At 37.6% G+C, this 23,687-nt stretch carries 20 protein-coding genes and 1 other annotated feature; of the genes, 16 read left to right on the forward strand and 4 right to left on the reverse strand.

Annotation, left to right across the window (positions count from 1 at the left end):
• The first annotated feature begins 7 nt into the window (after positions 1-7).
• Together tgt and yajC are read left to right on the forward strand one after the other, a co-directional pair.
• Positions 8-1,147 (forward strand): tRNA guanosine(34) transglycosylase Tgt, encoded by a 1,140-nt coding sequence (gene tgt / locus MNO09_RS07715; RefSeq protein ID WP_000125362.1) that lies wholly within the window; start codon positions 8-10, stop codon positions 1,145-1,147.
• A 27-nt stretch (positions 1,148-1,174) separates the two neighbouring features.
• Positions 1,175-1,435 carry a preprotein translocase subunit YajC gene (gene yajC / locus MNO09_RS07720; protein WP_001068064.1) on the forward strand — a complete coding sequence of 87 codons (261 nt, stop codon included), beginning with the start codon at positions 1,175-1,177 and terminating at the stop codon, positions 1,433-1,435.
• Between the two features lie 36 nt (positions 1,436-1,471).
• Here the strand turns inward: yajC and MNO09_RS07725 are convergent, their stop codons facing one another.
• Positions 1,472-1,855: a TIGR04086 family membrane protein gene (locus tag MNO09_RS07725; RefSeq protein WP_000349130.1), complete on the reverse strand. Its 384-nt coding sequence runs from the start codon at positions 1,853-1,855 to the stop codon at positions 1,472-1,474.
• 103 nt (positions 1,856-1,958) lie between these two features.
• Here MNO09_RS07725 and MNO09_RS07730 point away from each other — a divergent pair, with 103 nt between their 5' ends.
• On the forward strand, positions 1,959-2,606 hold the full coding sequence (locus tag MNO09_RS07730; protein ID WP_000455380.1) for a DUF421 domain-containing protein: 648 nt from the start codon (positions 1,959-1,961) through the stop codon (positions 2,604-2,606).
• A 29-nt stretch (positions 2,607-2,635) separates the two neighbouring features.
• Here the strand turns inward: MNO09_RS07730 and spoVB are convergent, their stop codons facing one another.
• Positions 2,636-4,195: a stage V sporulation protein B gene (spoVB, locus tag MNO09_RS07735; RefSeq protein WP_078182769.1), complete on the reverse strand. Its 1,560-nt coding sequence runs from the start codon at positions 4,193-4,195 to the stop codon at positions 2,636-2,638.
• Between the two features lie 186 nt (positions 4,196-4,381).
• Between spoVB and MNO09_RS07740 the strand changes: the two genes are divergently transcribed.
• The 11 genes from MNO09_RS07740 to MNO09_RS07790 all read left to right on the forward strand — a co-directional run bounded on the left by MNO09_RS07740 (position 4,382) and on the right by MNO09_RS07790 (position 19,391).
• The gene (locus MNO09_RS07740) at positions 4,382-4,666 is read left to right on the forward strand and encodes a post-transcriptional regulator (RefSeq protein ID WP_000890214.1); all 285 of its coding nucleotides are present in this window, start codon (positions 4,382-4,384) and stop codon (positions 4,664-4,666) included.
• A gap of 270 nt (positions 4,667-4,936) precedes the next feature.
• Positions 4,937-7,201 (forward strand): protein translocase subunit SecDF, encoded by a 2,265-nt coding sequence (gene secDF / locus MNO09_RS07745; protein ID WP_001119085.1) that lies wholly within the window; start codon positions 4,937-4,939, stop codon positions 7,199-7,201.
• A gap of 156 nt (positions 7,202-7,357) precedes the next feature.
• A complete protein-coding gene (locus MNO09_RS07750) occupies positions 7,358-8,251 on the forward strand; it encodes a cation diffusion facilitator family transporter (RefSeq protein WP_000409734.1) in 894 nt (297 codons plus the stop codon).
• A gap of 101 nt (positions 8,252-8,352) precedes the next feature.
• Positions 8,353-10,692 (forward strand): single-stranded-DNA-specific exonuclease RecJ, encoded by a 2,340-nt coding sequence (gene recJ, locus MNO09_RS07755; protein ID WP_000941274.1) that lies wholly within the window; start codon positions 8,353-8,355, stop codon positions 10,690-10,692.
• Positions 10,693-10,739: 47 nt separating this feature from the next.
• Entirely contained in the window at positions 10,740-11,252 is a 513-nt protein-coding gene (locus MNO09_RS07760; RefSeq protein WP_000346221.1) for an adenine phosphoribosyltransferase, read from the forward strand.
• 210 nt (positions 11,253-11,462) lie between these two features.
• Positions 11,463-13,646: a GTP diphosphokinase gene (relA, locus tag MNO09_RS07765; RefSeq protein WP_001262801.1), complete on the forward strand. Its 2,184-nt coding sequence runs from the start codon at positions 11,463-11,465 to the stop codon at positions 13,644-13,646.
• A 17-nt stretch (positions 13,647-13,663) separates the two neighbouring features.
• Positions 13,664-14,104 carry a D-tyrosyl-tRNA(Tyr) deacylase gene (locus tag MNO09_RS07770; protein WP_001266952.1) on the forward strand — a complete coding sequence of 147 codons (441 nt, stop codon included), beginning with the start codon at positions 13,664-13,666 and terminating at the stop codon, positions 14,102-14,104.
• Positions 14,105-14,372: 268 nt separating this feature from the next.
• Positions 14,373-14,549 carry a hypothetical protein gene (locus tag MNO09_RS07775; protein WP_001242605.1) on the forward strand — a complete coding sequence of 59 codons (177 nt, stop codon included), beginning with the start codon at positions 14,373-14,375 and terminating at the stop codon, positions 14,547-14,549.
• Positions 14,550-14,603: 54 nt separating this feature from the next.
• Positions 14,604-14,834, forward strand: a binding site (T-box leader).
• A gap of 69 nt (positions 14,835-14,903) precedes the next feature.
• Complete coding sequence (gene hisS / locus MNO09_RS07780) at positions 14,904-16,175, forward strand: histidine--tRNA ligase (RefSeq protein ID WP_000027073.1); 1,272 nt, start codon at positions 14,904-14,906, stop codon at positions 16,173-16,175.
• 12 nt (positions 16,176-16,187) lie between these two features.
• Entirely contained in the window at positions 16,188-17,963 is a 1,776-nt protein-coding gene (aspS, locus tag MNO09_RS07785; RefSeq protein ID WP_000840884.1) for an aspartate--tRNA ligase, read from the forward strand.
• Between the two features lie 660 nt (positions 17,964-18,623).
• Positions 18,624-19,391 (forward strand): tRNA threonylcarbamoyladenosine dehydratase, encoded by a 768-nt coding sequence (locus tag MNO09_RS07790; protein ID WP_000903180.1) that lies wholly within the window; start codon positions 18,624-18,626, stop codon positions 19,389-19,391.
• A gap of 428 nt (positions 19,392-19,819) precedes the next feature.
• Here the strand turns inward: MNO09_RS07790 and MNO09_RS07795 are convergent, their stop codons facing one another.
• Complete coding sequence (locus MNO09_RS07795) at positions 19,820-20,461, reverse strand: RsfA family transcriptional regulator (protein WP_000857721.1); 642 nt, start codon at positions 20,459-20,461, stop codon at positions 19,820-19,822.
• Between the two features lie 37 nt (positions 20,462-20,498).
• Positions 20,499-21,785: a replication-associated recombination protein A gene (locus tag MNO09_RS07800; protein ID WP_000812941.1), complete on the reverse strand. Its 1,287-nt coding sequence runs from the start codon at positions 21,783-21,785 to the stop codon at positions 20,499-20,501.
• Positions 21,786-22,077: 292 nt separating this feature from the next.
• Here MNO09_RS07800 and cymR point away from each other — a divergent pair, with 292 nt between their 5' ends.
• On the forward strand, positions 22,078-22,494 hold the full coding sequence (gene cymR, locus MNO09_RS07805; RefSeq protein WP_000704116.1) for a cysteine metabolism transcriptional regulator CymR: 417 nt from the start codon (positions 22,078-22,080) through the stop codon (positions 22,492-22,494).
• A 35-nt stretch (positions 22,495-22,529) separates the two neighbouring features.
• Complete coding sequence (locus MNO09_RS07810; protein ID WP_078182768.1) at positions 22,530-23,675, forward strand: cysteine desulfurase family protein; 1,146 nt, start codon at positions 22,530-22,532, stop codon at positions 23,673-23,675.
• Positions 23,676-23,687 lie beyond the last annotated feature (12 nt).

Consider the following 23,687-nt stretch of genomic DNA (forward strand, 5'->3'; position numbering starts at 1 on the left):
GTAAATTATGACAGCAATTCGTTATGAATTTATTAAAACTTGTAAACAAACAGGTGCCCGTTTAGGACGTGTACATACGCCACACGGTTCATTTGATACACCAACATTTATGCCAGTTGGTACACTTGCAACAGTTAAGACAATGTCACCAGAAGAATTAAAAGCAATGGATTCTGGCATTATTTTAAGTAATACGTATCATTTATGGCTACGCCCAGGTCACGAAATTATTCGTGAAGCAGGTGGTTTGCATAAATTTATGAACTGGGATCGTGCAATCTTAACGGACTCTGGTGGTTTCCAAGTATTCAGTTTAAGTGACTTCCGTCGTATTGAAGAGGAAGGCGTTCACTTCCGTAACCACTTAAATGGAGATAAATTATTCTTATCACCAGAAAAAGCGATGGAAATTCAAAATGCATTAGGATCGGATATTATGATGGCATTTGATGAGTGTCCACCTTTCCCGGCTACTTTTGAATATATGAAGAAATCTGTAGAACGTACAAGCCGCTGGGCAGAACGTTGTTTAAAAGCGCATGAACGTCCACAAGATCAAGGTTTATTCGGTATTGTACAGGGCGGAGAGTTCGAAGAGCTTCGTCGTCAAAGTGCAAAAGACCTTGTTTCAATGGACTTCCCTGGTTACGCTGTAGGTGGTTTATCTGTAGGTGAGCCGAAAGATATTATGAACCGTGTACTTGAGTTTACAACGCCACTTCTTCCAGATAATAAGCCACGTTACTTAATGGGAGTAGGTTCTCCTGACTCATTAATCGATGGTGCAATTCGTGGTATTGATATGTTTGACTGCGTACTCCCAACTCGTATCGCTCGAAATGGTACATGTATGACAAGTGAAGGCCGTCTAGTTGTAAAAAATGCGAAATTTGCAAGAGACTTCGGTCCGCTTGATCCAAATTGTGATTGCTATACATGTAAAAATTACTCTCGTGCGTATATTCGTCACTTAATGAAATGTGATGAAACGTTCGGAATTCGTTTAACGTCTTATCACAACCTTCATTTTCTGTTAAACTTAATGGAGCAGGTGAGACAAGCTATTCGTGAAGACCGTCTTGGCGATTTCCGCGAAGAATTCTTTGAACAGTATGGCTTTAATAAACCGAATGCTAAAAACTTCTAATACATAATTTAAAAGGAGGAACAAAAGATGAATCCAGGTATGATGAATATCGTTATGATCGTTGCGATGTTTGCGATTTTCTATTTCTTATTAATTCGCCCGCAACAAAAGCGTCAAAAAGCAGTTGCTCAAATGCAAAATGAGTTAGCAAAAGGTGATGCTATCGTAACAATCGGTGGTTTACACGGTACAATCGAATCAGTAGATGAGACGAAAATCGTTATTAAATCTGGTGGTTCACACTTAACTTTCGATCGTAATGCGATTCGTGAAGTTGTGAAAAACTAATGAGGAAGGCCCTGCATGAAATGTGCAGGGCCTTTTTTAGTTATTTTGTTTTGACATATTTACCCCGAAAATACCACCGAGTGTACTCGCGCCCATTAATGCTAATTGATAAAGTAACTGGGAGTTCGATAAAGTTTGAGAGAAGCCTAAATAGTTAACTAGAAAAACAAGTATTGCGAATGTAAGACCTGTTGTGAAACCTACTAGCCAACCTTTCCCTTGTGCTTTTTTGCCGGCAGTAAATCCGGATATAAGCATAGATAAAAGTGCTAGTATAAAAATAGTAACGGCTAATGTCCCTTCAGTCATAGCTGTAAACTTTAATAAAAGAGCTATAACCATGCTAATAATTGATGCAAGAATTAATAAGGTAATGATACCAAAGCCGATTGCGGTTGATAATTTTTTCGTTCCATCCATTTATACATTCCCCCTTTTTAATACAAGCATATTTTCTTTTTGCCCAAGTTAGACTAGTTTATTTTTTATAGGGGAGTCTATACGTAAAAAAGGAGATGTAGAAATGGAATGGGTATCAATCATTGGCCGGACGATGCTTTTGTATATCATCATATTAATTATTTTTCGTCTTATGGGTAAACGTGAAATTGGAGAGTTAAGTGTATTAGATTTAGTCGTATTCATTATGCTTGGCGAAATGGCCGTAGTCGCAATTGAAAATACCGATAAATCACTTTGGCACCAATTAGTTCCGATGACTTTTCTTATGTGTATACAGATTATTTTGTCAGTCATTTCATTAAAGTTTCAACGATTTCGGCATTTAATAGAAGGTGAGCCGGCTATTCTTGTAAATGCGGGGAAAATTGATGAAAAGAAGATGAGAAAGCAGCGTTATAATATAGATGATTTATTGATGCAATTAAGGGAGCAAGGAGTTGGAGATATCCGAGATGTAGAATACGCTATTTTAGAACCATCTGGGAAGTTATCTGTCTTTCAAAAACAAAAAGGTAAACAGGATACATTGCAGTTTACTCTTCCTCTTATTATTGATGGAGAAATTCAATTGAATCATTTACAAATGATTGAACATACAGACGAATGGCTCATTGGCAAATTAAAAAACTTAGGTTATAACGATATCACACAAATTTTATACTGCAGCTTTCAAAATGGACAATTTTTTGTTGATTTGAAAGAAAACTAGAGGCTTACTATATGAAATAGTAAGCCCGTTTACTTCAAAAATGAAAGTTTTCGAATGATTGGGAGTCGGCTTAACTCTTCTTTTCGAATGAGTTTAAAAGTGAAGAGGAGGACGATATAAATGATTGTTGTTAAAGTGATTTCCCATAATGTTTGTACGCCAAGTGAATGAGAGAAAATCATATATTTATGAAGGTAAAAACCGAAAGCACCTGCAATACCGATAGCAAGTCCGCCGAAAATGTAGTCTTTTGCATAAATGGTAAATGTAATTTTCTTTAAAACAGTAGCGTAATGAAGGAATGTTACCGTCACTATATTTGCAGCGATAGCGAGTGCAACCCCCATCATTTGAAAATCTGGCCTTGAAGCTAGTACAAAAATAAGGATTAATTTCACGATGGCGCCAATAAATGTATTCATCATTGCAGCTCTTGCTAAGTTTAAAGCTTGTAAAACAGAGGTAAGTGGACTTTGAAAGTAATGAAATAAAAAGCAAGGTGCAAGAAGCTGGATAAATGCTGTTGCACTATCCGATCCATACATAAGAGTTAAAATAGGAGAAGCGAATACGTATAATATAACGACTGACCACCCACCAGTAATTAATGAGATTCGAAGAGCTTGTTGTAGGCGGTGTTCCACTAATTTATGCTGTCTTTTAGCCATCGCTTCACTAATAGATGGAACGAGCGCTGTAGAAAGAGCGTATGTAATAAAGGCTGGCAGTGATAGAAGTGGGAATGCATAACCGTTTAATATACCGTATTGCTGGGTTGCGACAGAAGCAGCAACTCCGGCAATCGCTAAGCTTTGCATAACGACGATAGGCTCAAAGAAATATGAAACGGAACCGATTAAACGACTTCCTGTAGTCGGAAGAGCGATATCCATAAGAGAATAAAATGTACCTGTGCTCTCCTTTACAGTAGTGAAAAATCCAGAGCGTATAGATAAATGTTTTTCGCGCTGGAATAAAGTGAGTAAAAATAATAACGATGCAACTTCACCGAGAACGGCTGATAACATAGCGCCAGCTGCAGCATATTCTACGCCGTAAGGTAAAAATAACTGAATGCATATAGCGATAATTGTAATGCGGACAACTTGTTCTATAACTTGAGCATAAGCGCTAGGTTTCATATTTTGTTTCCCTTGGAAATAACCGCGTAAAACAGAAGAAACAGCAATAACAGGAACGACAGGTAAAATGGCCATTAATGGATAGTACGTTCGTTCATCAGTTAATAATGTTTTTGCTAAAATAGGTGTGAGGAGCATAATTCCGATTGTTAAAATGATACTAATAACGGATGTAACAGCTAATGATACTGTTAATATTTTTTTAACCCTTTGTTTATCGTTCACAGCTTCCGCTTCTGCTACAAATTTTGCGATTGCGACAGGAAGGCCGATTTGTGTTAATGTAATTGCTAGAATGAATGTAGGAACGGCCATCATATAAAGGCCAACGCCTTCTTCTCCTAAAATACGTGCCATTACAATCCGGTTAATAAATCCAAGGATTTTGGTAATAAAGCCGGCTATCATTAAAATAAATGCGCCTTTTAAAAAGCTTTGTCTCGTCATGGTCTTCTCCTACCTTCTCAAAATCAGTGGAATGATTTACAATAATTTATATGCACGTATGAGACAAGAATGACAAGCATTTAAGAGAGTGAAGTATGAGAGTACTCTTGAAAGTAGTTATTGCTGTCCATTAGAGCGGGATTAAAAGCGACTTTTCGTGCTGAAATAAGAAGGAGATGTTTATGTATGTTAGAAAAAGAGGCTTTGGTAGAATCATACCGCGGACAGTTACAAGTCGTTTTAGAAAGCAAAGTAGAAGAGTTTCACATGTTCGGTTATGACCGAGTAACAGATGATGATATTTGGAAGTTTCTTAAAGTGAAGAAGTGGAAAAAGATAAACGGTGATGTTAGATTATATGAATTAGTAAATGATGTATTAAGAGTAAGTACTAATGAATATATGAATTATTTAACTGTAGAAGCATATCAAGCGCCACTTTGGTCATTTGATGAATATGAAAATAAATAACCGACTGCAATTGGTTTGTTCTTCCTTTTGCAGTATAATGATAGGTATTGATAATGAGGAAATAATTATGTCTAAGATTATATATAAAGGGGGTAGTGAAGAGAAAAAATAAATAATGAAAGTGTAGGTATTGTGAAAAACGTACCGACACAGCTAGTGATGAACTAGCAAAATTATAGAAAGGAAGTCTACTAACTAGGCGTATGCATACGTGTAAAAGTGAATCGTAAGAGATTTATTTAAAGTGTTAGTAGCAGAAAGAGGGTACATATGGCAAAGCGTGGTACGAGAATTGCCGCCTTTTTCCTCATCGTTTTATTAATCGGTGGAGTAATTGGTGCGGCAGGAAAAGACATAGCAAAAGGAATTAGTCTAGGACTAGACCTTCGCGGTGGTTTTGAAATTCTGTATGAAGTAAAACCAGCCAAAAAAGGTGATAAAATCGACCGAGAGGCACTTGTAAGTACAGTAGGTGCTCTTGAAAATCGTGTCAATGTTCTCGGTGTAAGTGAGCCGAACATTCAAATTGAAGGACAAGATCGAATTCGCGTACAGCTTGCTGGTGTACAAGACCAGCAAAAAGCACGTGAAATGTTATCAACACAAGCGAAATTAACATTCCGTGATGTAGATGACAACCTTCTTATGGACGGAACGGATTTAAAAGGCGGCGGAGCGAAACAAACATTTGATGAGCAAGGCCGTGCGAGCGTAGGTCTTACACTAAAAAGCGCTGATAGATTCCGTGAAGTAACTGAAAAAATTTCAAAAATGCCACCACCAACGAATTTAATGGTAATTTGGCTTGACTTTGAAGAAGGAAAAGATTCGTATAAAGCAGAGTCTGCAAAACCGAATCCGAAGTTCTTATCAGCAGCAACAGTAAGCCAAGTGTTTAATCAAGCTGAAGTATCTATCGTAGGTGGAAACTTCACAGTTGAAAGTGCGAAACAACTTTCATCTTTATTAAATGCAGGTGCACTTCCTGTTGATTTAAAAGAAATGTATTCAACATCAGTTGGAGCGAAATTTGGTCAACAAGCGTTAGAGCAAACGATTTTCGCTAGTGCGATTGGTATCGCTCTTATTTTCTTATTTATGCTTGTATACTACCGTTTACCAGGAATTGTAGCGGTTATTATGTTAGGTCTATACATTTTTGTTACGCTACTCGTATTTAACTGGATGCATGCGGTTCTGACATTACCAGGTATTGCGGCATTAGTGCTCGGGGTAGGTATCGCAGTTGATGCGAATATTATTACGTACGAAAGACTGAAAGAAGAGCTGAAAATTGGTAAGTCAATGATGTCAGCATTCCGTGCTGGTAATCATCGTTCATTAGCAACAATTTTAGATGCAAACGTTACGACTCTTGCAGCGGCTGGTGTATTATTCGTTTATGGTAATAGCTCTGTAAAAGGATTCGCAACAAGTTTAATCGTAAGTATTTTAGTTGGTTTCGTTACGAACGTATTCGGTACTCGTTTCTTACTAGGTTTACTTGTAAAGAGCCGTTACTTCGATAAAAAGCCAGGATACTTTGGTGTGAAACAAAAGGATATTATTCCATTAACAAAAGGTGTAGTACACCCACCGACAAGATTTGATCGTATTAACTTCGTAAATATCGGTCATAAATTCCTTGTTTTCTCGATTGTAGTTGTAATTGCAGGTGCAATTATACTACCAATTTTCAAATTGAATCTTGGTATTGATTTTGCGAGTGGTACACGTATCGACTTGCAATCAAAACAAGCACTTACTGTGTCTGATGTTCATAAAGATTTTAAAGAATTGAAAATTGACGTGAAGGAAGAAAATATTGTACCGACTGGAGATGACAATAAAGGATTCGCAGTTCGTACATTAGGTGTTCTATCAAAAGATGAAATTGCGAAAACAAAAACATTCTTCCACGATAAATATGGTACAGATCCAAATGTAAGTACAGTTTCACCGACAATTGGTAAAGAAATTGCACGAAATGCATTTATCGCAGTATTAATTGCTTCTGCGGTTATCATTTTATACGTAAGTATTCGATTCAGATTTACGTACGCATTATCTGCAGTACTTGCATTATTACATGACGCATTCGTTATGGTTGTTATATTTAGTATTTTCCAATTAGAGGTAGACTTAACGTTTATCGCTGCAGTGTTAACAATCATCGGTTATTCTATTAATGACTCAATTGTTACATTTGATAGAAACCGTGAATTATACAAACAGAAAAAACGAGTTCGCGATATAAAAGACTTAGAAGAAATCGTAAATGCAAGTATTCGCCAAACGCTTGGTCGTTCAATTAACACCGTATTAACAGTGTTATTCCCGGTAATTGCGTTACTTATCTTCGGTAGTGAGTCATTACGTAACTTCTCGTTTGCGTTACTTGTTGGATTAGTTGTAGGTACGTACTCTTCTGTTTTCGTTGCTTCTCAAATTTGGTTAATGCTTGAAAACCGTCGTTTGAAAAAGGGAAAAAACAAGAAAAAGGTTGAGAAAGTAGAATCTGAACCACAAGTATAAATAAGATGATGTCTCTTTATGAGGCATCTCTTTTTTCGTTTGTGGATACAATAAGATAGCAACTTTTTAACAAAAGAAAGATGGAAGAAAGTGGTGGTGTTATCGCTGTTTTTGCTACAATAAAAAGATAGGTTAAGAAAAGAAGGGATTTTAATTATGGAAAAAGATGAACGTTTTAAACAGGCCGAGTTTGGTGCTATTGTCGGAATCGTTGGTAATATTATATTAGCGATTGTAAAGGCGGTAATTGGTTATATTGGGAACAGTAAAGCACTATTAGCGGATGCCGTGCATTCTGCATCAGATGTAATTGGTTCGCTCGCTGTACTTTTTGGATTGCGAGCAGCAAAGCAACCGCCTGATGAAGATCATCCGTATGGTCATGGTAAAGCGGAATCGATTTCAGCAATTATTGTTGCAGTATTATTATTTATTGTGGGAATCGAGATAGCAATTTCGTCTATAAAAGCTTTTTCGCAGGAACTAGAACCACCGAAAGGAATTACGATTTTTGCTGTTGTTCTTTCAATTATCGTGAAAGAAGGAATGTTTCAATATAAATTCCGATTAGGGAAGAGGGTAAATAGTGATGCAATTATTGCAAATGCATATGAACATCGTTCGGATGTGTTTTCTTCAATTGCAGCTTTAATCGGTATTTGTGCAGCGATTATGGGAGGTAAGTTCGGGTTAGATTGGCTTGTATATGCCGATCCAATTGCAGGATTATTTGTTTCACTTCTTGTTGCAAAAATGGCGTGGAGTATTGGGGCAGAAGCAATTCATGCAACGCTTGATCATGTTCTTCATGAGGAAGATGTTGTTCCGCTTAGAGAAGCAGTACTTCAAATAGATGGTGTGAAAAAAATCGGTTCTTTATATGCAAGGGAGCATGGTCATTACGTTATTGTTGATATTAAAGTTTCTGTAGATCCATACATTACTGTAGAAGAAGGGCACCGCATTGGAAAGCATGTGAAAGAAACGCTTATGGAACAAGATAACGTACAAAATGTGTTTGTACATATAAATCCGTATTCCCCAAATTAAATATCATTAACATTTTAGTATATAGATATTGCATCGTAGTTTGCATTATATTGTCACCCCTTAATCTGTCTTGTATAATGAACAGGTTAAGGGGTGATTTCGTGTTACAACCGAAGACGCGTTGGAAAGAAAAAGAATATAATAATGAGCGAGTGAGTGAATTAGCAAGTAAATTACAATTATCACCACTTGTCGTTTCGTTATTCCTCGGTAGAGGACTAGATACAGAAGATAAGATTTTAGATTTTTTAAATACAGAAAATCAAGAATTTCATGATCCATTTTTATTAGAAGGAATGGATAGAACGGTAGAACGTGTAAATAAGGCGATTCAAAATGGAGAGCAAATATTAATATTTGGTGACTACGATGCGGATGGAGTAAGTAGTACGACTGTGTTATATCTTGCCTTGCAAGAATTAGGTGCAGACGTAGAATTTTATATTCCAAACCGTTTTACAGAAGGATATGGACCAAACGAAGAAGCATTTCGTTGGGCACATAGCGCAGGATTCTCACTAATTATTACTGTCGATACTGGTATCGCAGCAGTACATGAAGCGAAGGTAGCGAAGGAGCTTGGGATAGATCTTATTATTACAGATCACCATGAGCCACCACCAGAATTGCCAGAAGCACTTGCGATTATTCATCCGAAATTAGATGGCGGTGTATATCCGTTTCACTATTTAGCTGGTGTAGGTGTTGCGTTTAAAGTTGCACATGCACTACTAGGCCGTGTACCAGAACATTTATTAGAAATTGCAGTAATTGGTACAGTAGCCGATTTAGTATCACTTCATGGTGAGAATAGATTACTAGTGAAGCGCGGTTTAAAGCATATGCGCATGACGAAAAATATCGGACTAAAGGCGCTATTTAAAGTTGCTAACGTTTCGCAAAGTGAAATTACAGAAGAGAGTATTGGCTTCTCACTCGCTCCGCGTATTAATGCAGTTGGACGTTTAGAAGATGCTACACCGGCTGTACATCTTTTATTATCAGATGATCCAGAAGAAGCGAAAGAGTTGGCTGAAGAAATTGATGAGCTGAACAAACTGCGAAAAGATATTGTAAAGCAAATTACAGAAGAAGCTATCGCTGAAGTGGAAAATAATTTCCCGCCAGAAGACAATAAAGTACTAGTACTGGCAAAAGAAGACTGGAATCCAGGTGTAATTGGAATTGTCGCATCTAAATTAGTTGAACGTTTTTATCGTCCAACGATTGTATTATGCATTGATCCTGTAAAAGAAACAGCAAAAGGTTCAGCACGTAGTATTGCAGGATTTGATTTGTTTGCAAATTTGTCAGATTGTAGAGAGTTATTGCCACACTTCGGAGGGCATCCGATGGCAGCGGGAATGACGCTACATATGAATGATGTAGATGAATTACGCCGCCGCTTAAATGAACAAGCAGAGGTAATTTTAACAGAAGAAGATTTTATTCCAATTACAGCTGTTGATGTCTTTTGTAAAGTGGAGGATGTAACACTGGCAGCAATTGAAGACATGCAAAAGTTAGCGCCATTTGGTGTTGGAAATCCAAAACCACGTATTGCAGTGAAGGATGCAGAGCTAGAAAGTATTCGTGCAATCGGATCAGATGGCTCTCATTTGAAAATGGCTCTTCGCGATGGACAAGCGACACTGGATACAATCGGATTTGGTTTTGGTGCGTATGCAAAAGAAATTTCTCCAGTTGCAAAGGTATCTGTAATAGGGGAAGCATCTATCAATGAATGGAATAATTTTAAGAAGCCGCAATTAATGGTACAAGATATTGCTGTAGAGGCGTGGCAATTATTTGATTGGCGTAGTATGCGTAACGTAGAAGCGAATGTAGCAGAACTTCCGAAAGAAAAAATAACGATGGTGTATTTTTCTGAAGAGGTATTGAATAAGTTTTCTCTAGAAGACTATAAAGAGCATATGATGCATGCATCAGAAGTAACTCATTTAGACGATCAATACATCGTGTTACTTGATTTGCCAAAAGGAACAGAGGAATTACGAGATTTATTTAAAGTGGGGTTCCCGTCGCGAATTTATACGCTATTTTATCAAGAGAATAATCATTTATTTAGTACTGTTCCAACGAGGGAACATTTTAAATGGTACTATTCGTTCTTGAGCCAAAAAGCACCATTTTCTTTAAGACAATATGGAGAACAACTATGTCGACATAAAGGTTGGTCAAAAGATACAGTAAATTTCATGACACAGGTGTTTTTTGAGTTAGAATTTGTTACAATAAAAGATGGCGTCATTTTTATGGCAGACAAAAAACAAAAGCGTGATTTAATTGAATCGAACACATATCGTGAGAAAATGAACCACTTACAATTAGAAAAAGAATTGGTTTATAGCACATATCAGCAACTATATACATGGTTTGAAACGATTCGTAATCATAAAGAAGTAGAACAGTTAGGGTAAAGGATTTGTATTTACAAACCTTTTAGATCTGAGGAGGATTCAGAAATATGGATTTCAAGCAACATATCGCAATTGTACCGGATTATCCAAAAGAAGGTATTGTATTTAAAGACATTACACCGTTAATGAACGACGGTAAAGCATACAAAGCAGCAACAGATGCAATCGTTGAGTATGCAAAGAAAAGAGACATTGACGTTGTAGTAGGGCCAGAAGCACGTGGCTTTATTATCGGTTGCCCAGTTTCTTATGCGTTAGAAGTAGGTTTTGCACCAGTTCGTAAATTAGGGAAATTACCACGTGAAGTAATTACAGTTGACTACGGTAAAGAATATGGTAAAGATGTTTTAACAATCCATAAAGATGCAATTAAGCCAGGTCAACGCGTATTGATTACAGATGATCTATTAGCTACAGGTGGAACAATTGAAGCGACAATTAAGCTAGTTGAAGAACTTGGCGGAGTTGTAGCAGGAATTGCATTCTTAGTAGAGCTTACTTACTTAGATGGTCGTAAAATGTTAGATGGTTACGATGTATTAGTATTAGAAAAATACTAATCACTATATAGGTAAAACTACGGTGATAAAAAGTACCCGTGAATCTCTTGGAGAGGAGCGGGTACTTTTGTATAATTGCACAAAAAAATAAGGTGAAATGTCAGTAAAATCTTTTCCTTTTCACAATTCACAATCATTAGGTTATAATGATAGAATATAATTTATTCTACTTAATTAAGATAAAGTCAATTTTCAATAAAAGGTGATTCGATGGCAAATGAGCAGGTACTAACAGCTGAACAGGTACTCGAGAAAGCAAGTCAATATTTAGCAGATGAAGATATTGAGCTAGTGGCACGTGCCTATGAATATGCACGTGATGCGCATAGCGAACAATACAGAAAATCGGGTGAACCGTACATTATTCATCCAATTCAAGTTGCAGGTATTTTAGTTGATTTACACATGGATCCAGCTACAGTATCAGCAGGTTTCTTACATGATGTAGTGGAAGATACAGAAATTACATTAGAAGATATTGAACGGGAATTTAATAAAGAAATTGCTATGCTTGTCGATGGTGTAACAAAGCTCGGAAAGATTAAATATAAATCTCATGAGCAACAACAAGCAGAAAACCATCGCAAAATGTTTATCGCAATGGCTCAAGATATTCGAGTTATTTTAATTAAACTAGCTGATCGTCTTCATAACATGCGTACATTGAAACATTTGCCTCAAGAGAAGCAGCGTCGCATTGCAAATGAAACGTTAGAAATCTTTGCACCTTTAGCACATAGACTCGGAATTAGTACTATTAAATGGGAGTTAGAGGATACGTCACTTCGCTATTTAAATCCGCAACAATATTATCGTATTGTAAATTTAATGAAGCGTAAACGTGCAGAGCGTGAAGAGTATTTAGATGAAGTAATGACTGGTATTCGTGAGAAATTAAAAGAGGTTTCAATTCAACCAGAGATTTCTGGAAGACCAAAACATATTTACAGTATTTATCGTAAAATGGCACTGCAAAATAAACAGTTCAATGAAATTTACGATTTACTAGCTGTACGTGTCGTAGTAAATAGTATTAAAGATTGTTATGCGGTGCTTGGAATTATTCATACGTGCTGGAAGCCAATGCCAGGTCGTTTTAAAGATTATATTGCAATGCCGAAAGCAAATCTATATCAATCTCTTCATACGACTGTAATTGGGCCGAAAGGTGATCCGCTTGAAGTGCAAATTCGTACGAAAGAAATGCATGAGATTGCAGAATTCGGGATCGCGGCGCACTGGGCGTATAAAGAAGGAAAAACAGCAGAAACAACAGGTACATTAGAGAAGAAACTTACATGGTTCCGTCAAATATTAGAATGGCAAAATGAAGCTTCTAATGCAGAAGAGTTTATGGAGTCATTAAAAATTGATTTATTCTCTGACATGGTATTCGTCTTTACACCGAAAGGCGACGTAATGGAATTGCCACTTGGATCTGTTCCGATTGACTTTTCGTATCGTGTCCATTCGGAGATTGGAAATAAAACAATTGGTGCAAAAGTAAACGGGAAAATGGTGACGCTTGATTATAAATTAAAAACAGGTGACATCATTGAAATTTTAACATCGAAACATTCGTATGGGCCAAGTCAAGACTGGGTGAAACTTGCTCAAACATCTCATGCAAAAAACAAAATACGTCAATTCTTTAAGAAGCAACGTAGAGATGAAAATATTGAAAAAGGCCGTGAACTTGTTGAGAAAGAAGTGCGTAGCCTAGAGTATGAGATGAAAGAAGTGTTAGCTCCGGACAATTTAAAACGTGTTGCTGAAAAATTCAACTTTGCAAATGAAGAAGATATGTTTGCAGCAGTTGGATATAGCGGGATTACAGCGTCGCAAATTGTTACGCGACTAACGGACAAATTCCGTAAGCAACGTGAAGAAGAAGAAATCGTTGAAGTTAAAGAAGTTCGTAAACCGATGAAAATTCGAAAATGGGATTCTGGTGTTAAAGTAAGTGGTGCGGATAATTTATTAATTCGTTTATCAAAATGCTGTAACCCGGTTCCAGGTGATGATATCGTTGGGTATATTACGAAAGGCCGAGGTGTATCGATTCACCGCCGTGATTGTGTAAATGTTCATACAGAAGAAGCTATAGAACGTTTATTGGAAGTAGAGTGGGAAGGTAGTCCTGAAAAAGAAATTGAGTATAACGTTGATATTGAAATTTCAGGTTACGATCGCCGTGGCTTATTAAATGAAGTATTACAAGCTGTTACAGAGACGAAAACGTACATTTCGGCAGTTTCTGGTAGAAGTGACCGTAATAAGATGGCGACAATTAATATGTCAATCTCTATTCGTAACTTACAGCACTTGAAAAAAGTAGTAGAACGCATTAAACGTGTCCCAGAAATTTATGCAGTACGACGCATGATGCATTAATAGGGAGTGTAGAAAAGATGAGAGTTGTTTTACAGCGATCAAAAGAAGCGTCTGTCACAGTAGACGGTGAGATCGTAGGACAAATTCCGTTCGGTTTAACATTACTAGTTGGCATTACGCATGAAGATACAGAAAAAGATGCAACTTACATTGCAGAAAAAATTGCGAACTTACGTATTTTTGAAGATGAGAGTGGAAAGATGAACCATTCTGTACTTGATGTAGAAGGACAAGTTCTATCAATTTCGCAATTCACATTATACGGAGATTGCCGCAAGGGAAGACGTCCCAACTTTATGGATGCTGCCAAACCTGATTATGCAGAGTGTTTATATGATTTCTTTAATGAGGAAGTTCGTAAGCAAGGATTGCATGTAGAAACAGGGAAGTTCGGAGCAATGATGGATGTTTCTTTAATCAATGATGGTCCGGTGACCTTAATTGTGGATAGTAAATAGTGTTGCTTAAGAAGAGGGGATTATATAATCCTCTCTTTTTTATACATTGTTGTATGTTTTGTTCATTTATCTCGCTATTTGTGGGAGATCCACTGCCCGTAAAAGCCTGATTAGTGAGGGCTAATAATGAGTGGCAATGGACAAAACCCCTATTCATTAAAGTTACACTTTATTTGGAATCAATAGCTGTTTCAATTATGTATAACTCTTTCATCAATATGGAACAATAAAAAGTAAAACATCTATATTGAATGTGAGGGATATACGTATGCGTATGAATGAAAAAGGGCATTCTGTTACAAATGGTGCAAATCAACTGTTTAACGTAAATTTTCATGATTTTATTTCAAAAGAGCAAAACAATACTTCAATGGAGCTTGCTTCTGAGTTTGGGATTTCTCTTCAAGATGTAAAGCGTCTAAAGAAGCAGATTGAACGCTCTTAGAGTACTTGACAATCCTACTCAACAAACGTATAGTAATTTTATATTTACATATGAATATAACCGTTGATAGAGAAGAGTAAATGAGACACACATGGAAAGAGAAGAAATGTCTTAGGCTGAAAACATTTCTGCATGATGACTGATTGAATGACACTCTAGAGGTTTCAACTTGAACGGCATATATGCTTAGTAGGGATGAACGCACATTTAAGCGTTATTAAAAAAGTGGAAGCATACGTGCTTCAATTAGGGTGGCACCACGGGTATAATACTCTCGTCCCTACTGTTCAAACAGTAGAGGCGGGAGTTTTTTTATTTTTATTAAGATTAAAACAATTTGAGGAGGAACTGAATATGTCTATTCAAATCCCACGCGGAACGCAAGATATTCTTCCAGGTAGCGTTGAGTTATGGCAGTATATCGAAGGGCAAGCACGCGAAATTTGCCGTCGTTACAACTATAAAGAAATTCGTACACCAATTTTTGAACACACGGAGCTATTTTTACGTGGTGTTGGTGATACGACAGATATCGTACAAAAAGAAATGTACTCATTCCAAGATCGTGGAGAGCGCAGTTTAACATTACGTCCAGAAGGTACTGCACCTGTTGTACGTTCTTACGTTGAAAACAAAATGTTCGGTGATGCAACACAACCAACGAAATTATACTATATCGGTCAAATGTTCCGTTACGAAAGACCACAAGCAGGTCGCTATCGTCAATTCGTACAATTTGGTATTGAAGCAATCGGTAGTAACGATCCTGCGATTGATGCAGAAGTAATTGCACTTGCTGTAGAGTTTTACCGCGGCATGGGCTTAAAAAATATTAAAGTTGTATTAAACAGTTTAGGTGATGCGGCGAGCCGTCAAGCGCACCGCGATGCGTTAATCGCACACTTTGAGCCACGTATCGGCGAGTTCTGTTCTGACTGTCAATCTCGTCTAGAAAAGAACCCTCTTCGTATTTTAGATTGTAAGAAGGACCGTAACCATGAATTAATGGGAACAGCACCATCTATTACAGAATACTTAAACGAAGATTCAGCAGTATACTACGACAAAGTTCAAGAACTATTAACGATGATGGATGTTCCGTTTGAAAAAGATCCGAACTTAGTACGTGGTTTAGACTACTATCAACACACTGTTTTTGAAATCATGAGTGAGGCAGAAGGTTTCGGTGCTATCACTACATTAAGCGGTGGTGGCCGTTACAACGGACTTGTACAAGAAATCGGTGGACCGGAAATGCCAGGTATCGGTTTTGCGATGAGTATCGAACGTTTAATTATGGCGCTAAAAGCTGAAAACATCGAATTACCAATTGAACATAGTATTGATTGTTATGTTGTAGCGCTTGGTGAAAAAGCGAAAGACCATGCTGCGAAAGTTGCGTTTGATCTTCGTAAAGCTGGATTATCAGTTGAAAAAGATTATTTAGACCGTAAAATGAAAGCACAATTTAAATCAGCAGATCGTCTAAAGGCGAAATTTGTAGCTGTATTAGGGGAAGATGAGCTAGATAAAGGCATCATTAACTTAAAAGATATGGCAACAGGCGAACAAGAAGAAGTAGCATTAGATGTATTTGCTTCATACGTAGCAGAGAAATTAATATAGGGGGAACTTACAGTGGCTGAAAGAACACATGCATGTGGAAAAGTAACAGTAGAAGCAGTTGGACAAACAGTTCAATTAAAAGGTTGGGTACAAAAACGCCGTGATTTAGGTGGATTAATCTTTATCGACTTACGTGACCGTACAGGTATCGTGCAAGTTGTATTTAACCCAGAAACATCAAAAGAAGCGTTAGAAATAGCAGAAACTATTCGTAGTGAATACGTATTGCACGTAGAAGGTACAGTTGTTGAGCGTGGTAAAGGCGCAATTAATGACAATATGGCAACTGGTCGTATTGAAGTACAAGCAACGAAAGTAAACGTATTAAATGCAGCAAAAACAACGCCAATCATTATTGCTGATGATACAGATGCATCAGAAGATGTGCGTTTAAAATATCGTTATTTAGACTTACGTCGTCCTGCAATGTTTAACACATTCAAAATGCGTCACGATGTAACGAAAACAATTCGTAACTTCTTAGACACAGAAGAGTTCTTAGAAGTAGAAACACCAATTTTAACGAAGAGCACACCAGAAGGAGCTCGTGACTATTTAGTACCAAGTCGTGTACATGATGGTGAATTCTATGCATTACCACAATCTCCGCAATTATTTAAACAGCTTCTTATGGTCGGTGGATTTGAGCGTTACTATCAAGTAGCACGTTGTTTCCGTGACGAAGATTTACGTGCAGACCGTCAACCAGAATTCACGCAAATCGATATCGAAGCTTCATTCTTAACACAAGATGAAATTTTAGATATGATGGAGCGCATGATGACGAAAGTTATGAAGGATGCAAAAGGTGTAGAAGTGAGTGCACCATTCCCTCGTATGAAATATGCTGATGCAATGGCTCGTTACGGTTCTGATAAGCCAGATACACGCTTTGAAATGGAACTAACAGACCTATCTGAATTTGCAGTAGGTTGTGGTTTTAAAGTATTTACAAGTGCTGTAGAAAGTGGCGGACAAGTAAAAGCAATTAATGCAAAAGGTGCTGCGAGCAAATACTCTCGTAAAGATATCGATGCATTAACTGAATTCGTAAAAGTATACGGTGCAAAAGGTCTAGCTTGGCTTAAAGTGGAAGAGGACGGCTTAAAAGGACCGATTGCGAAATTCTTCGGTGAAGAAGAAGCAAACGCGTTAATGGCTACATTAGAAGCTACTGCTGGCGACTTATTACTATTCGTAGCAGATAAGAAGAGCGTTGTCGCAGATAGCTTAGGTGCACTTCGTTTACGTCTAGGTAAAGAGCTTGAGTTAATCGATGAAAGTAAATTTAACTTCCTATGGGTAACGGATTGGCCACTTCTTGAGTACGATGAAGATGCAGATCGTTACTTCGCAGCTCACCACCCATTCACAATGCCATTCCGTGAAGATGTTGAGCTATTAGAAACAGCACCAGAAAAAGCACGTGCACAAGCATATGACCTTGTATTAAATGGTTATGAGCTTGGTGGTGGATCACTTCGTATTTACGAGCGTGACGTACAAGAAAAAATGTTCAAAGCACTTGGATTCTCACAAGAAGAAGCACAAGAGCAATTCGGATTCTTATTAGAAGCATTCGAATACGGTACTCCACCACACGGTGGTATCGCATTAGGTTTAGACCGTCTTGTTATGTTACTTGCAGGTCGTACGAACCTTCGTGATACAATTGCATTCCCGAAAACAGCAAGCGCAAGCTGCTTATTAACAGAAGCTCCAAGCCCAGTTGCAGAAGCACAGCTTGAAGAGTTAAACTTAAAATTAAGCTTAAAAGAAGAGAAGTAAGAATAAAGTCTAGATGGTTATACTATAGCCGTCTAGACTTTTTTTGAGAGGAAATTTAAAAAGTCCGGTTTAGATAACTGTCGCACCTCATCGTTACGTATGCTAGTCCGGTGCTCGAGTAGTACTCCTACACTGTGCTCCTCCTAGCATGCGTGCCTCGATCTGCTCGGTTCTCTAAATCCTCCTTTTTAAATGTATATTGAAAGGGTTATTTAAAAAGTCCGGTTTAGATAACTGTCGCACCTCATCGTTACGTATGCTAGTCCGGTGCTCGAGTAGTACTCCTACACTGTGCTCCTCCTAGCATGCGTGCCTCGATCTGCTCGGTTCTCTAAATCCTCCTTTTTAAATGTATATTGAAAGGGTTATTTAAAAAGTCCGGTTTAGATAACTGTCGCATCTCATCGTTACGTATGCTAGTCCGGTGCTCGAGTAGTACTCCTACACTGTGCTCCTCCTAGCATACGTGCCTCGATTTGCTCGGTTCTCTGAATCCTCCCTTTTAAACGTGTATTTAGGACGAAATAAAATCCGGTTTACACTATGTTTTTATTCTCGAAATATGTATTTTTAGGAATTCTATAACTTTTTCTATACAAATAGTCGGAAAAACGCTAGAATACATGGTAGACCATTTTTGTAATAGGAGTGTAGAGCTGAATGTTACATCAATTTTCACGTAATGAATTAGCCTTCGGTAAAGAAGGACTTGAAATATTAAAAAATAGTACAGTCGGTATTTTAGGAATTGGCGGCGTAGGGTCATTTTCGGCAGAGGCGTTAGCACGTTCTGGCGTAGGACGTCTCGTATTAGTCGATAAAGACGTTGTAGATATTACAAACGTAAACCGTCAAATTCACGCGTTAGTATCTACTGTAGGGCGTTCAAAAGTAGAATTAATGAAAGAGCGTATCGCAGACATTAATCCAGATTGTGAAGTAATTGGACTAGAAATGTTTTATACTGATGAAACATATGAAGAGTTCTTCAAACATGGATTGGATTTCGTAGTAGATGCATCTGATACGATTACGTTCAAAATTCATTTAATTAAACAGTGCTTACGTCGAAAAATTAAAATTATCTCATGCATGGGTGCAGCAAATAAAATGGACCCAACTCGTTTCCGTATTGCGGACATCTCTAAAACACATACAGATCCAATTGCGAAAGTAATTCGTACGAAGCTTCGTAAAGATGGTATTAAAAAAGGTGTAAAAGTTGTCTTCTCTGACGAAAACCCAATCGTAATTCGTGAAGAAGTACGTAAAGAAATCGTACCAGACGAAAATGCAAAAATTCGTAAAGCGAAATTACCACCTTCATCAAATGCATTCGTACCATCTGTGGCAGGCCTAATTATGGCAAGTCACGTTGTACGTGAACGTATTAAAAACGTTGAAGTGAAGCGTGTAGGGCAAGAATAAAAGGAAAGCATATATCCGTCTAGGATATATGCTTTTTCTATTATGTTTTAAAGAATTGCAGATATTTGCAATACTAATAATTCGAATGTAAGTAATCCTAATAAAGAATAATCGTATTTATCCGACTTATAGGCGGAAGTCTTTTTTAAACTCTGAATGGTAAAAAAACCTAATGTTAGAACGAGAATACCGAGTGTTATTTTGAAGACTATTAATGAAATAGCAACCATCTCCTTTCAAACATATATCTTTATAGTAACATTCAAGTAATAAATATCTAATTATTCCCTGATGTTTATTTGTGTGAACTTGAGGTTTATTGTTGTCAATTTTGTTTGTTAATCTATTTAAATTAATTTAGCGATGTGATTTTTACCGGAGAAAAAAGATGCCACACAGTCAGAAACCCCGACTAGGTGACATCCTTTTTAGTTTTCTGCAGAATAAACAATATCTAAATTACCATTTTGATCTGTCTTGAAAATTGGAGCGATCTGTTCTTCTTGTTCTTCAACTGAAACGAGTTTTCGAGCACGGTCCATAATTCTAACAAGCATGGCATAATCTTCTTCGATTGCTTGTTGTTTTTTTGAGAGGACCGCTAATTTTGCTTCAAGTTCATGGTTTGTTTTTTGCAGGGACGTGAGCTGAGCTTGTAATACGTCATTTTCAGTTTGTAACTTTGCGAGTGAAGGGCTATTGTGCTCTAAGTTTTGCAAAAATGAAATGACACTTTGCATTGTAAGTTCTTGTTTATTTGGCGTAATATCTTCTGAAAACTCGGCATCAATTACGAGTTGTTTCGTTTGCGTGAAATGCTCTTTTTCTATTTTAGCCTCAGAGCGTTTTAATTCTTTACGTTGTTTTTTTGCGAGTTGAACCGCATCTTCGTAATTCGGTCGTACTTCAGCATTCCATCTAAATCCGCAAGCTGCGGAAGTGCGGTTCAATGTATCGCCGACTTCATCGAATGCTTTTATTTGTGTGCTACCGCTGCGAATATGTCGTAAAACAGTTTCTGCTAAAAGGAGATCGTCTTCTTTTGTCCATGCATCTTGACGTGTTTTCATAAGCGAAGCCTCCATAATGGTGACGTTTTCGCTTATGTTACCCTTTATTTTTCGTTTTATTCGAACTTTGTAATCTTTCATATACAGTAGAAAGTGCTTGCTCAAATTTCCCTGTCGTTTTCGGTTTATAATATTGTTTGTTTTTTATTTTATCAGGTAAGTATTGTTGTTGTACCCATCCATTTGGATGGTCGTGTGGATATAAGTACCCAATGCCTCTTCCGAGTGATTCTGCGCCTTTGTAATGACTATCTTTTAAATGACTTGGAATGTCGCCTGTCTGACCGTTGCGTAAATCGTGTAATGCAGTATCAAGTGCTTTGTAAGCTGAGTTTGATTTTGGTGATAAGCAAAGCTCGATAACAGCATTTGCAAGTGGTATGCGTGCCTCCGGGAATCCAACTCGTTCCGCTGATTCTATAGCTGCTAGTGTACGCGGTCCGGCTTGTGGGCTAGCAAGTCCGATATCTTCATATGCCATAATAAGAAGACGTCTACCAATGCTTTGTAAATCACCAGCTTCAATAAGACGTGCTAAATAATGAAGTGCTGCATTTACATCACTTCCGCGCACCGATTTTTGAAATGCCGATAATACGTCATAATGAGCATCACCGCCTTTGTCGTGAACGAAGCTCTTTTTTTGCAAGCATTCTTCTGCAATTTCTAGCGTAATTACCGCAGCTTTTTCGTCCGTTGTAAAGCTAGATAAAACAGCTAGTTCAAGTGCATTATAAGCAGAACGCATGTCTCCACCAGATGCATTTGCAAAGTGATGTAATGCTTCAGGCGTAACCGTTACATCATATTCCCCGAGACCTTTTTCTTTATCTTCAAGTGCTCGTTTTAAGCCGATTAAAAGATCATCTTCTGTTAATGCGTGTAATTCGAAGATTTGACAACGACTTCGAATAGCAGAATTAATAGCATGGAACGGATTACTCGTTGTTGCACCGATTAAGGTAAGGAGTCCGCTTTCTAAATGAGGTAATAGAAAATCCTGTTTTGCTTTATCTAGACGGTGTACTTCATCTAAAATTAAAACGAGGTGTCGATGCATCTTTGCTTCTTGTACGACAACTTCCATATCTTTTTTATTATGAGTAACAGCGTTTAATAGGCGAAAAGGGGTTCCAGTACTTCCTGCAATTGCGCTCGCAATGGATGTTTTTCCTGTGCCTGGAGGGCCGTATAAAATCATAGATTGAAAATGATTTGCTTGGACCATTCGCCATAAAATTTTTCCTTCACCAACTAAATGTTGTTGTCCGATAATTTCTTGAATATTTGTAGGGCGCATTCGATGTGCGAGTGGCTGTTTCATTTTTACCGTCTCCCTTAATGTATAATCTCTTTCTATCGTATCATTTTTTTTAGTGGAATTTGAAATAGGATGCTGTTTTGTGGGAAAAATGAATATAAATATTTTCATTTTTCTTTCAATTGTAATAATTGCCGAGTTTTTCAATGTGATTTTATGTTATCATTTTGATACACAAGTTGAAATTTCTTATAATACTATATTATGCTATAATTTCATAGGATTTTAAATTGTGTTCTTTTATAAATAAGATATAACCAATAGAAGTGAAAATTTGAAAAGAGGTGCAAAATAGATGAAGATTTCAACGAAAGGCCGCTACGGCTTAACAATTATGATCGATCTTGCAAAAAAATTTGGTGAAGGTCCGATTTCCTTAAAATCAATTGCGCAGGCACATGACTTATCGGAACATTATTTAGAGCAATTAATTTCACCACTTCGTAACGCTCGTCTAGTAAAGAGTACGCGCGGGGCATATGGCGGATATGTATTGTCAGATCAGCCAGCTAACATTACAGCTGGGGACGTAATCCGTGTATTAGAGGGTCCAATTAGTGTTGTAGAAATGATAGAAGAAGAAGAACCAGCACAACGCCAATTATGGATGCGTGTTCGTGATGCGGTGCAAGAAGTGTTAGATAGTACAACGTTAGAAGATTTAGTACGTTATGAGGAAGAAAATCACGGGGGCTATATGTTTTACATTTAATTCCTTGTGAAACGATTTGGAAAGAAGGAGATTTAATGGAACGCATTTACTTAGATCATGCTGCGACATCTCCGACTCACCCAGAAGTGGTCGAAAAGATGATTCCATATATGACAGAAACATTTGGGAACCCGTCTAGTATTCACTTTTATGGACGTCAAACGCGCCATGCAGTAGATGAGGCAAGACGGGCGGGTGCACGTAGCATTCATGCGAATCCGAATGAAATTATATTTACGAGCGGTGGTACAGAAGCTGATAATTTAGCACTTATAGGTGTAGCACGTGCGAACCGTCATAAAGGTAACCATATTATAACGACGCGAATTGAACATCATGCAATTTTGCATACGTGTGAATTGTTAGAGCGCGAAGGGTTTGAAGTGACATATTTACCTGTTGATGAAACAGGACGCGTTCAAGTTTCTGACATACAAAATGCATTAACAGAAGAGACGATTCTCGTATCCGTTATGTTTGGGAATAATGAAGTTGGGACGATGCAACCAATCGTGGAAATAGGGAAGTTGCTAAAAGAGCATCAAGCTTATTTTCATACAGATGCGGTACAAGCTTACGGATTAGTAGAAATAGATGTGAAAGAGTTCGGTATTGATTTATTATCGATTTCAGCTCATAAAATTAATGGACCAAAAGGTGTAGGGTTCCTATACGCTGGTGCAAATGTGAAATTTGAACCGTTATTAATAGGCGGGGAGCAAGAAAGAAAACGCCGTGCTGGTACTGAAAATGTACCGAGTATCGTTGGTTTGCAACATGCAATTTTGTTAGCTGAAAAAACTCGTGAGCAAAAAAATGCCCAATATGAAGAGTTTAAAGATATAATGGTATCTGTCTTCAAAAATGAAGAAATTACTTTCGAGGTAAACGGAAACTTAGAATATCGCTTACCACATGTGCTTAATATCAGTTTTACAGGAATGAACATTGAACCGTTCCTTGTGAACTTAGATATAGCTGGCATTGCAGTGTCAAGTGGCTCGGCGTGTACAGCTGGTTCGATTGATCCATCACATGTATTAGTAGCGATGTTCGGAAAAGACTCCGATCAAATACGTTCATCCGTACGCTTTAGTTTCGGGCTTGGAAATACGAAAGAGCAAATTGAGAAAGCGGCGTACGAAACAGTGAAAATCGTGAAGCGATTAACACAAAATTAGCATGGGAGGTGA

This window comes from Bacillus sp. N5-665 (genome assembly GCF_022637375.2).
Lineage (GTDB): Bacteria > Bacillota > Bacilli > Bacillales > Bacillaceae_G > Bacillus_A > Bacillus_A wiedmannii.